At 69.4% G+C, this 14,875-nt stretch carries 13 protein-coding genes; all 13 read left to right on the top strand.

Annotation, left to right across the window (positions count from 1 at the left end; all coding sequences use genetic code 11):
• Nucleotides 1-169: 169 nt before the first annotated feature.
• The 13 genes from AC06G6_RS15710 to AC06G6_RS15650 all read left to right on the top strand — a co-directional run bounded on the left by AC06G6_RS15710 (nt 170) and on the right by AC06G6_RS15650 (nt 14,771).
• On the top strand, nt 170-1,918 hold the full coding sequence (locus tag AC06G6_RS15710; protein ID WP_301230819.1) for a nitrite/sulfite reductase: 1,749 nt from the start codon (nt 170-172) through the stop codon (nt 1,916-1,918).
• Nucleotides 1,915-2,712: a phosphoadenylyl-sulfate reductase gene (locus AC06G6_RS15705; protein ID WP_479823526.1), complete on the top strand. Its 798-nt coding sequence runs from the start codon at nt 1,915-1,917 to the stop codon at nt 2,710-2,712. Before AC06G6_RS15710 ends, AC06G6_RS15705 begins: the two co-directional genes overlap by 4 nt.
• A complete protein-coding gene (gene cysD / locus AC06G6_RS15700) occupies nt 2,709-3,782 on the top strand; it encodes a sulfate adenylyltransferase subunit CysD (protein WP_479823524.1) in 1,074 nt (357 codons plus the stop codon). Before AC06G6_RS15705 ends, cysD begins: the two co-directional genes overlap by 4 nt.
• On the top strand, nt 3,782-5,215 hold the full coding sequence (locus AC06G6_RS15695) for a sulfate adenylyltransferase subunit 1 (RefSeq protein ID WP_479823522.1): 1,434 nt from the start codon (nt 3,782-3,784) through the stop codon (nt 5,213-5,215). Before cysD ends, AC06G6_RS15695 begins: the two co-directional genes overlap by 1 nt.
• Before the next feature lie 237 nt (nt 5,216-5,452).
• Entirely contained in the window at nt 5,453-6,310 is an 858-nt protein-coding gene (locus AC06G6_RS15690; RefSeq protein WP_479823520.1) for an SDR family oxidoreductase, read from the top strand.
• 80 nt (nt 6,311-6,390) lie between these two features.
• Nucleotides 6,391-7,557, top strand: coding sequence for an RtcB family protein (locus AC06G6_RS15685; protein WP_479823518.1), 1,167 nt, complete (start codon nt 6,391-6,393; stop codon nt 7,555-7,557).
• Between the two features lie 239 nt (nt 7,558-7,796).
• Nucleotides 7,797-8,960: an ABC transporter substrate-binding protein gene (locus tag AC06G6_RS15680; RefSeq protein WP_479823516.1), complete on the top strand. Its 1,164-nt coding sequence runs from the start codon at nt 7,797-7,799 to the stop codon at nt 8,958-8,960.
• A gap of 43 nt (nt 8,961-9,003) precedes the next feature.
• The gene (locus AC06G6_RS15675; RefSeq protein WP_479823514.1) at nt 9,004-9,729 is read left to right on the top strand and encodes an ABC transporter ATP-binding protein; all 726 of its coding nucleotides are present in this window, start codon (nt 9,004-9,006) and stop codon (nt 9,727-9,729) included.
• A complete protein-coding gene (locus AC06G6_RS15670; RefSeq protein WP_479823512.1) occupies nt 9,719-10,654 on the top strand; it encodes an ABC transporter permease in 936 nt (311 codons plus the stop codon). The genes AC06G6_RS15675 and AC06G6_RS15670 overlap by 11 nt, the downstream gene beginning before the upstream one ends.
• A gap of 79 nt (nt 10,655-10,733) precedes the next feature.
• Nucleotides 10,734-11,213 carry an SRPBCC family protein gene (locus tag AC06G6_RS15665; protein WP_479823510.1) on the top strand — a complete coding sequence of 160 codons (480 nt, stop codon included), beginning with the start codon at nt 10,734-10,736 and terminating at the stop codon, nt 11,211-11,213.
• 42 nt (nt 11,214-11,255) lie between these two features.
• Complete coding sequence (locus tag AC06G6_RS15660) at nt 11,256-11,552, top strand: putative quinol monooxygenase (RefSeq protein ID WP_479823508.1); 297 nt, start codon at nt 11,256-11,258, stop codon at nt 11,550-11,552.
• Between the two features lie 293 nt (nt 11,553-11,845).
• Nucleotides 11,846-13,189: a uroporphyrinogen-III C-methyltransferase gene (gene cobA / locus AC06G6_RS15655; protein WP_479823506.1), complete on the top strand. Its 1,344-nt coding sequence runs from the start codon at nt 11,846-11,848 to the stop codon at nt 13,187-13,189.
• Nucleotides 13,190-13,298: 109 nt separating this feature from the next.
• Nucleotides 13,299-14,771: an FAD-dependent oxidoreductase gene (locus tag AC06G6_RS15650; RefSeq protein WP_479823504.1), complete on the top strand. Its 1,473-nt coding sequence runs from the start codon at nt 13,299-13,301 to the stop codon at nt 14,769-14,771.
• Nucleotides 14,772-14,875 lie beyond the last annotated feature (104 nt).

The raw sequence follows: 14,875 nt of genomic DNA, 5'->3' as shown, positions 1-14,875 counted from the left end.
ACCCGCCCGCCGTCGTGCGCCCGGGGTCCGGCGCCTGACGCACCCGCCCCATGCACACCGCCCGCGCCACTTCAAGGCTCGCCGACGCTTCGTGACGATTTGTTGCCCTAGGTGACTTAGCGTTTCCGGACCTTTGTGACGGCATTACGGCCCGCCCTACAGTCGATCCATGACTGATACAGCTCTAGCCGGAGCGTCCCCGGACCAGGCTGCCCCAGGCCGCACCAAGCGCCCCACCTCCCGCCCCGCCGCAAAGCCGCACGGGCAGTGGAAAGTGGACGGCACCGCGCCGCTGAACGCCAACGAAACCTGGAAGCAGGAAGACAACGGCCTGAACGTCCGCGAGCGTATCGAGTCCGTCTACTCCAAGCACGGCTTCGACTCGATCGAGGGCACAGACCTGCACGGCCGCTTCCGCTGGTGGGGCCTCTACACCCAGCGCAAGCCCGGGATCGACGGCGGCAAGACCGCCACGCTCGAGCCGCACGAGCTCGAGGACAAGTACTTCATGCTGCGGGTCAGGATCGACGGCGGCGCCCTCACCACCGAGCAGCTGCGCGTCATCGGCCAGATCTCCGTCGACTTCGCCCGCGACTCGGCCGACCTCACCGACCGCCAGAACATCCAGCTGCACTGGATCCGGGTCGAGGACGTCCCGGAAATCTGGCGCCGCCTCGAATCCGTGGACCTGTCCACCACGGAAGCCTGCGGCGACGTGCCCCGCGTCATCCTCGGCTCCCCGGTCGCCGGCATCGCCAAGGACGAGATCATCGACCCGACGCCGCTGATCCACGAGCTGGCCGAGCGCTTCATCGGCGACCCGGAACTGGCCAACCTGCCGCGCAAGTTCAAGACCGCCATCACCGGCCACCCCAGCCAGGACGTCGTGCACGAGATCAACGACGTCGCGCTGGTGGGCCTGGTCCACCCGGAACTGGGCATCGGCTACGACCTCTGGGTCGGCGGCGCGCTCTCCACCAACCCGATGCTGGGCAAGCGCCTCGGCGCCTTCGTCCGGCCGGACCAGGCCGCCGACGTCTGGCTCGGCGTCACCAGCATCTTCCGCGACTACGGCTACAGGCGCATGCGCACCAAGGCCCGGCTGAAGTTCCTGCTGGCCGACTGGGGACCGGTGAAGTTCCGCCAGGTCCTCGAGGACGAATATCTCGGCTACAAGCTCGACGACGGCCCGGCCGCGCCCAAACCCTCCACCCCGGGCGACCACATCGGCGTGCACGAGCAGAAGGACGGCAAGTTCTTCATCGGCGCCACACCGCTCGCCGGGCGCCTCTCCGGCGGCCAGCTCGTGAAGCTCGCCGACACCCTGGAGGCCCGCGGCTCGCAGCGGCTGCGCACCACCCCGCACCAGAAGCTCGTCGTCCTCGACGTGCCCAAGGACCAGGTGGAACCGCTCGTCGCCGAACTCGACGCCTTGGGCCTCTCCGCCCGGCCGTCCGTGTTCCGCCGCGGCACGATCGCCTGCACCGGCATCGAATACTGCAAGCTCGCCATCGTCGAAACCAAGGTCACGGCCGCCACCGCCGTCGCCGAGCTGGAACGCCGCCTCGCCGACCTGGTCGAGTCCAAGCAGCTCCCGCAGGCGCTGTCGTTGCACATCAACGGCTGCCCCAACTCCTGCGCCCGGATTCAGACCGCGGACATCGGCCTCAAGGGCATGATGCTTCCCACGCCCGACGGCGACCCCACCCCGGGTTTCCAGGTCCACCTCGGCGGCGGGCTGGCTTCCGACAGCCGCGAGGAGGCGGGCCTTGGACGCACCGTCCGCGGGCTCAAGGTCACCGCCGAGGACCTGCCCGACTACGTCGAGCGCGTGGTCCGGAAGTTCGTGGCCGACCACACCGAAGGCCAGACCTTCGCCGAATGGGCCTTCGCGGCCGATGAGGGTGATCTGCAATGAGCAAGCACGCACTGGGCGTTGACCCCGTAGCTGGCGCAGCTCCCCAGGGGGCGGCATCCGCGGGGTCGGCATCGCCTGCCAATGGCCCCGTTGCCCTCCGCACCCACGACGAGCTCAAGGTCATCGCCGAGTCCGGCGCCGCCGAGCTCGGCTGGGACGCCCCGGCCCGGGAGGTGATCGCCTGGGTGGCGCGCAATTTCGAGCTGCCCGCGGTCGCCGTCGCCTGCTCCATGGCCGACGCCGTCCTGCCGGCGCTCGTCGCGGACCAGCTTCCCGGCGTCGACGTGCTCTTCCTGGAGACGGGCTACCACTTCCCGGAAACCTACGCGACGCGTAACGAGGTCGCGGCGAGCCTGCGCGTGAACGTCGTCGACGTGCTGCCGGAGAACACCGTGGAGCAGCAGGACCGGCTCCTCGGCAAGGACCTCTTCGCCCGCGACGCCGCCCAGTGCTGCGCGCTGCGCAAGGTCGCCCCGCTGCGCCGCACCCTGGCCGGCTACGAACTCTGGTTCACCGGCGTCCGCCGCGACGAGGCCCCCACCCGCACCAACACACCGCTGGTCACGTGGGACGAGGTCAACGGCCTGGTCAAGGTCAACCCGGTGGCGGCCTGGAGCTTCGACCAGCTGGTCCAGTACTCCGACGACAATCTCCTCCCCGTCAACCCGCTGCTTTCACAGGGCTACCCGTCCATTGGCTGCCAGCCCTGCACCCGCAAGGTGGCGCCCGGCGACGACCCCCGCGCCGGCCGCTGGGCAGGAACCGACAAGACAGAATGCGGACTACACGTATGAGCAATGTTGAGACTTTCGTGGCCGTCGACCCCGATGCCGCCCCCATCACCGCCTCCGCAGCAGATGCCGCCCCCGCCCCTGCGCCGCGCGGCATCCGTCCTTCGGACGATGCGCGCGGCTCCGACAGGCCCGATGCCACTCCCGGGGCGGCATCTGCTGCTGCGGCTACGCGCTCGGCCCGCCTCTCCAGCCTGGACACCCTCGAGTCCGAGGCCATCCACATCATCCGCGAGGTCGTCGCCGAGTTCGAGAAGCCGGCGTTGCTGTTCTCCGGCGGCAAGGATTCCGTGGTGATGCTGCACCTGGCCACCAAGGCGTTCTGGCCCGGCAAGGTGCCGTTCCCGGTGCTGCACGTGGACACCGGGCACAACTTTCCCGAGGTCATCGAGTTCCGCGACCGGACCGTCGAGCGGCTGGGGCTCAAGCTCGTCGTCGGCTCCGTTCAGGAGTTCATCGACTCCGGAGAACTGGCCGAGCGTGCCGATGGCACCCGCAACCCGCTGCAGACCGTCCCGTTACTGGACGCGATCCAGCGCAACAAGTTCGACGCCGTCTTCGGCGGCGGCCGCCGCGACGAGGACAAGGCCCGCGCGAAGGAACGCATCCTCAGCCTGCGCGACGAGTTCGGCCAGTGGGACCCGCGCAACCAGCGGCCCGAGCTGTGGAACCTCTACAACGGCCGGCACACCGTGGGACAGCACGTCCGCGCGTTCCCGATCAGCAACTGGACCGAACTCGACGTCTGGCGCTACATCGAGCGCGAGAACATCGACCTCCCCGGCCTCTACTACGCCCACGACCGTGAGGTCTTTGCCCGCGACGGCATGTGGCGCGCGGTCGGCGAGGTCTCCCAGCCCCGCGACACCGAGCAGGTCATTACCAAGACCGTCCGCTACCGGACCGTCGGCGACATGTCCTGCACCGGCGCGGTGGAATCGGCCGCCGCCACCGTGCGCGACGTCGTGATCGAAGTTGCCGCCTCCACCATCACCGAACGTGGCGCCACCCGGGCGGATGACCGCATCTCCGAGGCCGCCATGGAAGACCGCAAGAAGGATGGCTATTTCTAATGAGCACCGAAATCAACAGCGCCCGCGCGGCCGCCCTGCTTGACGAGGCGCCCCTGGCGCATGCTTCCCTGTTCCGTTTCGCGACCGCTGGATCGGTCGACGACGGCAAGTCCACCCTGGTGGGCCGGCTCCTGCACGACTCCAAGGCGATCCTCGCCGACCAGCTCGACGCCGTCGCCCGCACCTCCGCGGACCGCGGCTTCGGCGGCGCCGGCGCGGCCGGTATTCAGGCGATCGACCTCGCACTGCTCACCGACGGCCTGCGCGCCGAGCGGGAACAGGGCATCACCATCGACGTCGCCTACCGCTACTTCGCCACGGACCGCCGCAGCTTCATCCTCGCGGACTGCCCCGGGCACGTGCAGTACACCAAGAACACGGTGACCGGCGCGTCCACCGCGGACGCCGTCGTCGTGCTCATCGACGCCCGCAAGGGTGTCCTTGAGCAGACCCGCCGGCACCTGTCCGTGCTGCAGCTGCTGCGGGTGGCGCACGTGATTGTCGCCGTGAACAAGATCGACCTGGTGGACTTCAGCGAGTCCGTGTTCCGCGAGATCGAGGCGGACGTGCAGAAGGTCGGCCGCGAACTCGGCCTGGGTGCGGACGGGATCGCCGATCTGCTGGTGATCCCGGTGTCCGCGCTCGACGGCGACAACGTCGTGGACCGCTCGGACCGCACGCCCTGGTACGATGGCCCGGCCCTGCTCGAGGTCCTTGAGACGCTGCCGGCCGCGGACGAACTCGAAAGCCACCTGGAGAGCTTCCGCTTCCCGGTCCAGCTGGTCGTCCGGCCGCAGGGGGCGCTGGCTCCCGACGCCGTCGCCGCCGGGCTCGACGTCGAGGGCTACCGCGACTACCGCGCCTACGCAGGCCAGATCACCGAGGGCTCGGTGAAACTCGGGGACCAGGTCAGCGTCCTCACCCCGGGCCAGGCGCCGCGCACCACCACGGTGACAGGCATCGACTTCGCGGGACGGCGGCTCACCGAGGCCGTGGCGCCGCAGTCCGTGGCCCTGCGCCTGGCGGACGAGTTCGACGTCGCCCGCGGGGACACGATCGCGGCGGCCGGCACCATCCGGGAAGCCTCGGCCGACCTGTACGCCGCGCTGTGCTGGCTCTCGCCGAAACCGCTCCGCGAGGGCGCCAAGGTCCTGGTCAAGCATGGCACCCGCACGGTCCAGGCCCTGGTCCGGAACGTGACGGGAAAGCTGGACCTCGCCAACTTCCAGCTCGAGCCGACCAGCACACTGGAGCTCAACGACATTGGACATGCCCAGCTGCGGCTCGCCGCACCGCTGCCGCTGGAGAACTACCTGCACCACCGCCGCACCGGGGCGTTCCTGGTGATCGATCCGCAGGACGGCAACACCCTCGCCGCCGGCCTCGTCAAGGACCACCCCGGCGACCACGAGGACGAGCGCTACTCGATCTGAGGCCGGCCCGGCGTCGCATCCCTCGCTGCCCCAGTTCGGCAGGACACGACCGGCCGGTGTCCTTGGTCCCTGCGCTGCGAATTGCGCGGAACGAACCTTGGGCCATGGCACTGCGGAGATGAGGCGCCTAGCATGAAGCTGCCGGGTCCGTAACAGCGGTGGCCCCAAGCAGCCGGGCGGCACCTGGGACGAACCATGGTTGGTGCGCGTCACCAAGGTGCGGGAGGCGGAGGGATCATGATCCTGGTAACGGGAGCGACCGGGAACGTCGGCGCGGCGGTCGTCGCGGAGCTCACCGCAAAGGGGGTTCCGGTGCGCGCCTTCGTTCGTGACGAGACGCGCGCGCGGGAGCGTCTCGGGGCAAGCGTCGAGCTGGCACGGGGAAACTTCGAGGACGCCGCATCGATCGACCGCGCGCTCGATGGAGTGGACGCAGTGTTTCTCTCGTCGGCCGACCACCCACAAAAGGTGGCGCACGAGACGGCCGTGATCGAAGCTGCGCGCGCGGCCGGGATTCAACAAATCGTCAAGGCCTCCACGATCGGCGCCGAGGCAGGGTCGCCGCTTCCTCCCTTCGACTGGCACGGACGGATCGAGGATAACCTTCGCGCGTCCGCGATCCCGTCGGTGGTCCTGCACTCGTACTACTACATGACCAACCTGCTCGCCTCGGCGGAGCCGGTGCGTCAGACCGGCAAGCTGTTCGCACCGCTGGGCGGGGCCCGGATCGCGATGATCGACCCGCGTGACACCGGAGCGGTCGCAGCGGCGGCGCTGGTCACCAACGCTTACGACGGCCAGATCCTCGACCTCAGCGGGCCGGAGCCGCTCACCTACGAGCAGGTTGCCGAGGAGCTATCGAGGGTGGCGGACCGCACCGTCGAGTTCGTCATTATCTCCGACGAGGCCGCCAGGCAGACATTCGTTCAGATGGGGATCCCGGGCTGGCTCCTCGCGCACTTCGAGCAGATGTTCCCGCTGCTGCGCAGCGGCTTCATAGCGCAGCCGACGGACACAGTCCGTGCTGTGACTGGCCGCGAGCCGCGTTCCTTCGCGACGTGGGCGCGCGACCACGGAGCTGCATTCCGCGGATGAGCGAGTCTTTTCGCGAGGTGAACTGGCAGTGAGGGTCCGCAGGCCGGTGCTCCGGGGTGCGGGCCGGGACGGGGGTTCCGTTGGAAGTCATCAACAGCAAGCTGTTCAGCTGGGCCTCGATCCTTGACGACGCGACCCGCCAGCAGGCCCTGACCACGGCGCAGCTGTCCATCATCTTTCCGCATCTGGCGCTCATGCCGGACGCCCACCTGGGCCTGGGCGCCACCGTGGGATCGGTCATTCCCACCCTCGACGCCGTCATCCCCGCGGCTGTGGGCGTGGACATCGGCTGCGGCATGATCGCCGTCCGCACGCAGTACGCCGTCAAGGACCTGCCCAAGGACCGCAAACCGCTGCGGGAGGGCATCGAGCACGCCGTTCCGCTCTCCGCCGGCCACTTCAACCACAGGATCAGCGCCACCGCCGCACCCCGGATTGACCAGCTGCGGCGCCTGGCGGCGAAGGCGCGGTTCGACCCCGGCCAGTACGCCGCCAACTGGACGCTGCAGCTGGGGTCGCTGGGCTCGGGCAACCACTTCATCGAGGTGTGCGCGGATGAGACGGACGCCGTCTGGCTCTTCCTGCATTCCGGCTCCCGCGGCGTCGGCAACAAACTCGCGCAGCGGCACATCGGCGAGGCCCGCAGCGCGGTCCGGAGCGGGCAGATCGTCGTGCCGCACCCGGACCTGGCCTACCTCCGGGAGGGCACCCCTGAATTCGACCGGTACATCCGGGAACTCCGCTGGGCCCAGCACTTCGCCCTGCTGAACCGCGAGGAGATGATGGACCGGGTGGTCCGGCAGTTCGAATCCTGGACCGGCGGCTCCGTCCGCGAGGCCGAACGGATCAACTGCCACCACAACTTCACCGCCAAGGAATGGCATTACGGCAAGTCCGTCTGGGTCTCGCGCAAGGGAGCGATCCGGGCCGAGGCGGGCGACGCCGGGCTGATTCCCGGCTCCATGGGCACCGCGTCCTACGTCGTCGTCGGGCTGGGGAACAAAGAGTCCCTGAACTCCTCCCCGCACGGCGCCGGGCGCGAATACTCCAGGCACGCGGCGCAGAAGACCTTCACCCTGACCCAGCTGAAGGCCGCCATGCAGGGCATCGAATTCCGTCCCAGCAAGGCCTTCATCGACGAGATCCCGGCGGCGTACAAACCCATCGACACGGTGATGCGCGACTCCGCGGACCTTGTCAAGATCCGGCACAAGCTCCGGCAGCTCGTCAACGTTAAAGGCGACTAATCCGCAATAAATCCGCCGTAAACCCCGGATGGCGGTCCCGCATATGACGCCGCATGAACCCGCGTGACCCCGGGTTTCCGGACCGTTGAACCGTGTTCCCCGCAGTCCCTATGGTGAAGCAATGACAACCACGGAACTGCTTCCCCCTGGCCCCGCCGGCCGGGTACCCCGGGGGCGATGTCGCCGGCGCTGACCACCCGCCCGGCCTCCCGCACACCCCCAGGAACAGGACCTCCCGCATGTCATCACCCACGAACACCCCCGGACAGACCCCCGGCACCACCCGCATCGTCGCCGGCGAATCGGCCAAGCCCAAGCGCAGGCGCACGCTGGAGATCAGCCTGGCGGTCGGCCTCGTGCTGCTGATCGCCGCCGGCGCCGCCGTCGCGTCGCTGAACCGCACCAGTGACGCCGCCGCCGCGGCGCCCGCGCCCACCCCGGCCGCCGAACTCAAACTCGGCTACTTCGGCAACATCACCCACGCCCCGGCCCTCATCGGCACCAGCCAGGGCCTGATCGCGAAGAGCCTCGGCGACACCACGCTCAGCACCCAGGTCTTCAACGCCGGCCCCGCCGCGATCGAAGCCCTCAACGCCGGCGCCATCGACGCCACCTACATCGGCCCCAACCCGGCCATCAACTCCTACGTCAAGAGCAAGGGCGAATCGATCAGCATCATCGCCGGCGCCGCGTCCGGCGGGGCGCAGCTGGTCGTCAAGCCCGAGATCGACTCGGCCGCGGACCTGGCGGGCAAGAAGCTCGCGACCCCGCAACTCGGCGGCACCCAGGACGTGGCCCTCCGCGCCTGGCTCGGTGCGCAGGGCTACCAGACCAACACCGACGGCAGCGGCGACGTCGCCATCAACCCCACCGAAAACGCCCAGACCCTGAAACTCTTCCAGGACGGAAAGCTCGACGGCGCGTGGCTCCCAGAGCCCTGGGCCTCGCGCCTGGTGCTCCAGGCTGGCGCGAAGGTCCTGGTCGATGAGAAGGACCTGTGGGAGCAGGGCGAGTTCATCACCACCGTCCTGATCGTCAACAAGAACTTCGCCGCCGCGCACCCCGAGACGGTCAAGGCGCTGCTGAAGGGCCACGTGGAATCCGTGGACTGGCTCAACGCCGCACCCGCGGCGGAGAAGTCCACGGTCCTCAACGCCGCGCTCAAGGACTCCGCCGGCGCCGCCCTGCCCGCCGACGTGATCGACCGCTCGCTCAAGAACATCGTCTTCACCGTCGACCCGCTCGCCGGAACGTACCCGAAGCTGCTCCAGGACGGGGTCGACGCCGGCACCACCAAACAGGCCGACATCACCGGCATCTTCGACCTCACGGCCCTGAACAGCGTCCTCGGCGAGGGCACCACGGGCACGAAGATCTCAGCGCAGGGACTGGGCAAGGACTAGCCGGTCCTTACCCCAGCCTGCCAACAGAAGTAAGGACGTGACCATGCCAGTCGTACTGGAAAACCTGGGCAAGCGCTTCGGCGACGGCGCCCCGGTGCTGGACGACGTCAACGCCACCATCGGGCAGGGCGAGTTCGTCGCCCTGCTCGGTGCCTCCGGCTGCGGCAAGTCCACCCTGCTGAACATCATGGCGGGACTGGAGGCCCCGACGTCGGGCGCCCTGGAAGTGCCCAGCGACGGCGCCGCGTTTATGTTCCAGGACGCGGCGCTGTTCCCCTGGCTGAACGCGCGGGAGAACATCGAGCTGGCCCTGAAGCTGCGCGGCGTCGGGAAGGCCGAGCGCCGGGTCAAGGCGGGGGAGCTGCTGGACCTTGTGCACCTGGGCGGTGCCGGGGACAAGCGCCCGCACGAGCTCTCCGGCGGGATGCGCCAGCGCGTCGCCCTGGCCCGGTCGCTCGCCCAAGACCGGCAGCTGCTCCTGATGGACGAGCCGTTCGCCGCCCTGGACGCGATCACCCGCGACCTGCTGCACGACGAGCTGGAGCGGATCTGGAAGGAAACCGGCCGCACCATCGTTTTTGTCACCCACAACGTCCGCGAGGCCGTCCGGCTGGGCCAGCGCGTGCTGCTGCTCTCCTCCCGGCCCGGCCGTGTGGTGCGGGAATGGCACGTCAGCGAAGAGCACCGCACCGACGCCGGACTCGCCGGCCAGCTCACCGGCGAAATCACCGCCCGGCTACGCGAGGAGATCCGCCGCCATGCCAAATAAGCCAACGTCCCTGGTGGAGCCCGCCGAGACCCAACACATCACCGCGGCCCTGACCCGGTCCTCCACCGGCCCGGCCGACCTCCGCGAGCTCGAGGCCGGGCTGGACTCGCTGCAGTCCGACGCCGTGCGCCAGGCCCGCGTCGACTGGAGCCGGGTCCTGCTGCCGGTCGCCGCACTCGCCGTGCTCGTCCTCATCTGGCAGCTCTACGTGTCCCTGGGCTTCAAGCGGCAGGACCTGGTGCCCGGGCCGCTGGATGTGCTGGGGCAGCTGGGAACCCTGTGGGCCGACGGGAAGCTGCAGGAAGCGGTGTGGACCTCGCTGCAGCGCGGACTCGTCGGGTTCCTGATCAGCGTGACCATCGCGACCCCCGTCGGGCTGCTGCTCGCCCAGGTCGCCCCGCTGCGCCGCGCGTTCGGCCCGCTCATCTCCGGCCTGCAGGTGCTGCCCTCCGTGGCGTGGGTGCCGGCGGCCATCATCTGGTTCGGCCTCACCGACGCCACCGTGTACTTCGTGGTGTTCATGGGCGCCATCCCCTCGATCATCAACGGGCTCATCTCCGGTGTGGACCAGATCCCGCCGCAGTACCGCAGCGTCGGGAAGGTCCTGGGCGCCTCCCGGCTCCAGCTGGCGCTGCAGATCATCCTTCCGGCCGCGCTGCCGGGTTACCTGGGCGGACTGAAGCAGGGCTGGGCCTTCTCCTGGCGCTCGCTGATGGCCGCGGAAATCATCGCCGTCGGCGGCACCATCGGCTTCGGCCTGGGCTCGCTCCTGGACCAGGGCCGCGACCTGTCCGACATGACCATCGTGATGGCCGCGATCCTGATGATCCTCGCCGTCGGCATCCTGATCGAACTGCTGTTCTTCGCCCCGATCGAAAAGCGCCTGCTCCGCCGTCGCGGCCTCCTCGCCGGCAGCACCCGCTAGGCACCCCGGCACCACCCGACAACGGGCCCCGACGGCGACTACCGCCGTCGGGGCCTGGTGTGTCTGGCAGACTGACGGCATGACCGTGAGCTTCGTCGGCCGCACCGAGTCGGTTCTGCCGAGGGGTCAGCTGTTCGACCGGGCGCGCAGCATCGACGCGCATGTGGAGACAATGGCGGACTCGGGGGAGCGGGCCGTGGCCGGGGTCACCGCAGGACTCATCGGCGCCGGCGAGGAAGTGACCTGGCGGGCCCGGCACTTCGGCGTCCCGCTGACCATGACCAGCCGGGTGACCCGCGTCGACTACCCGGCCTCGTTCGTGGACGAACAAGTGAAGGGCCCCTTCAAATCCTTCCGCCATGTCCACGAGTTCGCGGCCAACGGCGCCGGCTCGGTGATGACGGACCGGATTGAGTTCTCGGCACCCTTTGGACCCGTGGGCTGGCTGGTCGAGCGGGTCGTTCTGCGCCGCTATCTGCAACGCCTTATTGCCGGGCGCGGGGCCCTCCTCGCGACGCCTTGTCCGGACCCCGGGACGGGCCTACACTCGCGGCTATAGGCCGGGTTCCGGCCGATCCAGCCCAATTCTGAGGAGACAGCCGTGGCGCCAAAATACGGAGTACTGGCACTGGTCGAAGCTAAGCCGGGGAAGGAACAGGACGTCTGGGACTTCCTCAACGGGGGCCGAGAGATCGTTCTGACGGAGCCCGGCACCCGGACCTGGTACGCCTTCCGGGTCAACGAGAACACTTTCGGCATCTTCGACACCTTCGACACCGAGGAGGACCGTCAGGCCCACCTCGACGGCGCCATCCCCGCCGCCCTCGGCCAGCACGGGCCCGAGCTGCTGGCCAAGGACCCCGACATCAAACTGATCGAGCTCATCGCCGTGAAATAGGGGATGGCCGCCCGGCCGCCTGCCAACTCGCCTGCCGAACGGGGGCACATTGACACGGAGAGGCCGCCACTTGAGCCCGAAACGGCTGTTCCGGCTGTCAAAGTGCCCCCGGACGGCGAAGGGGTGCCCCGGGACGGCGACCCGCAATGAGAGAGCGACGGCGACAGGGTGGCCCAGAGTGCCCCCCGGGCCGCCTCCGGGACCGCGACAACTATGTGACGCGGCGTTACCCCGCGTGAACGGGTGTTTCCGCACCGTTGTTCCGGCCCATGGCACCGCCCTATCGTCGATGCATGGCAATTCAGGACATTTACCCCACGGCGCTGCGCCTCCTCGGCCGCCCCGTGCTGGTCGTCGGCGGCGGCCCGGTCGCCGCACGCCGCGCCAAGGGACTGCTCGACGCCGGCGCCCGCGTCACCGTCGTCGCGCCCCTGGCCTGCCCGGCCCTGACCGGCCTCGCCGACGCCGGCCTCCTCGCCTGGGAGCCCCGCACCTACCGCACGGCCGACGTCGACGGCGTCTGGTTCGTCCAGACCGCGACCGGCGATGCCGCTGTGGACGCGCAGGTGTCGGCCGACGCCGAGGCGCAGCGGATCTGGTGCGTCAACGCCTCCGACCACGAGGCCTCCGCCGCCTGGACGCCCGCCGTCGCCGTGGTCGATGACATCAAGATCGCCGTGAACGCCGGGGGAGACCCGCGCCGCGCCATGGCCCTGCGCGACGCCGTCGCCACCGCCCTGGAAACCGGGGACCTGCCGCTGCGCCGGCACCGTGTTTCCGGCTCAGGCGCCACCACGTCCGCCGGATCCGTCGCGCTTGTCGGCGGCGGACCGGGCGACACCGGGCTCATCACCGTCCGCGGCCGGCGGCTGCTGGGCCAGGCCGACGTCGTCGTCGCGGACCGCCTCGGCCCGCGCGAACTCCTCAGCGAACTTGCCCCCGACGTCCGCGTGATCGAGGTCGGCAAGACCCCCGGCCACCACCCCGTCCCGCAGGCCGAGATCAACCGCATCCTGGTCGACGAGGCCCTGCAGGGACACCGCGTGGTCCGGCTCAAGGGCGGCGACCCGTACGTCCTGGGCCGCGGCGGCGAGGAAGCCGAATTCTGCCGGCAGCACGGCGTCGAGGTTGAAGTCGTCTCCGGCGTCACCTCCGCCATCTCCGTGCCGGCCGCCGCCGGCATCCCAGTCACGCACCGTGGCCTGGCCAAGGGCTTCAGCGTCGTCACCGGCCACGAGGAGCTCTCCGAAGTCCCCGCCCGGGCCGACCACACCGTGATCCTGCTCATGGGCGTGGGCCAGCTGCGCGATTCCGCGGCCTCGCTGGGACGCGCCGGTTTGCCAGCGGGGACACCTGTTGGCATCGTAGAGAATGGTTATTTGCCGAACCAGCGGGTGACCATCGGAACGCTCGGGACCATCGCGGACCAGGCGGAGGCCGCAGGCGTCGCGAACCCCGCCGTGATCGTGATCGGTGACGTGGTCCGCGTCAGCCCGTTCGCGCCGTCGCACTTCAAGACCGCGGACTACAGCACCACCTCCCCGAACGCCCCGCGCACCACCAGCACCAGCACGACCGAGACCACCAGCACCAGCAAGACCACCAGCACCGCCAAGACCCGCGTACTGACCCCCTAAACCGCATACCGACCCCCCAAAGCCCCGTCGATTGCTCCACAACTGCCGTTATCAGGCCCCAAAAGGCAGGTGTGGAGCAACGGATGCAGAAGAACAAAGGAACACAGCCGTGTCAACGAACACCCCTGTAGGAACTGCTGCCCGCCCGCTGCGCATCGCCGTCGTCGGCTCCGGACCCGCCGGTGTGTACGCCGCGGACATCCTGACCAAGAGCGAGGCCGTCAAGAGCGGCGAGCTCACGGTCAGCATCGACCTGTTCGACCGCTACCCGGCGCCCTACGGGCTGATCCGCTACGGCGTTGCCCCGGACCACCCGCGGATCAAGGGCATCGTCAACGCCCTGCACAAGGTTCTGGACCGCGGCGACATCCGCTTCTTCGGCAACGTCGACTACGGCACGGACCTGTCCCTCGAGGACCTCCGCACGCACTACGACGCCGTCATCTTCGCGACCGGCGCCATCAAGGACGCGGACCTGAACATCCCCGGCATCGAAATTGAGGGCTCCTACGGCGGGGCCGACTTCGTCTCCTGGTACGACGGGCACCCGGACGTCTCCCGCGAATGGCCCCTGGACGCCAAGGAAATCGCCGTGATCGGCAACGGCAACGTCGCCCTCGACGTCGCCCGGATGCTCTCCAAGCACGCCGACGACCTTCTGGTCTCCGAAATCCCTGACAACGTCTACGCCGGCCTGAAGTCCTCGCCGGTCACGGACGTGCACGTCTTCGGCCGCCGCGGCCCCGCCCAGGTGAAATTCACCCCGCTGGAGCTGCGAGAGCTGTCCCACTCCAAGGACGTGGACATCATCCTGTACGCCGAGGACTTCGAGTTCGACGCCGAATCGGACCGGCAGATCCAGAGCAACAACCAGACCAAGACCATGGTCGGCACGCTCACCAACTGGATCGCCGAGCAGCCCGAGGACCTCTCCGAGCTCACGGCCTCCCGCCGCCTGCACCTGCACTTCCTGCACAGCCCGGTCGAGGTGTACGGGGACAATACCGGCGACGCCGGTGCGCCCGGCCGCGTCGCCGGCATCAAGTTCGAGCGCACCGAGCTGGACGGCACGGGCCGCGCCCGCGGCACCGGCGAGATCGTCGACTACCCGGTGCAGGCCGTGTACCGCGCCATCGGCTACTTCGGCTCGTCGCTGCCCGAGGTCGAGTTCGACCACAGCAAGGGTGTGGTGCCGAACGACGGCGGACGCGTCCTGGACTCGTCCGGCGCCCACGTGCCGGGCATCTACGCCACCGGCTGGATCAAGCGCGGCCCGGTCGGCCTGATCGGGCACACCAAGGGCGACGCCCTGGAAACCGTGACCTACCTGCTCGAGGACCGCGCGGACCTGCCGCTGGCCTCGGCACCCGCCCCGGAGACGATCGTCGAACTGCTGGAGAACCGCGGCGTGCAGTACACCAGCTGGGAAGGCTGGCTGGCCCTGGACGCGCATGAGCGCTCCCTGGGCGAGAAGGCCAGCGCCGACGCCGGCACGGACGGCGTCGTCCGCGAACGCGTCAAGGTTGTCCCTCGCGAGGACATGGTCCAGATCTCCCGCGATGGAGTGGCTGCGGAGGTCTAAGCGCCAACCTGGTGACGCCGATCGTGCCGGACAGAGCTGCCGGACGCGGTCACCTTCGACGAATGATCAACTTCCCGCTTCCGGCGGTGCCTCTGGTGGTGGCA

The organism is Arthrobacter sp. CJL-S3 (assembly GCF_056711635.1).
The sequence above is the reverse complement of the archived record's forward strand: the minus strand, read 5'-3'. Positions and strand labels throughout refer to the sequence as shown.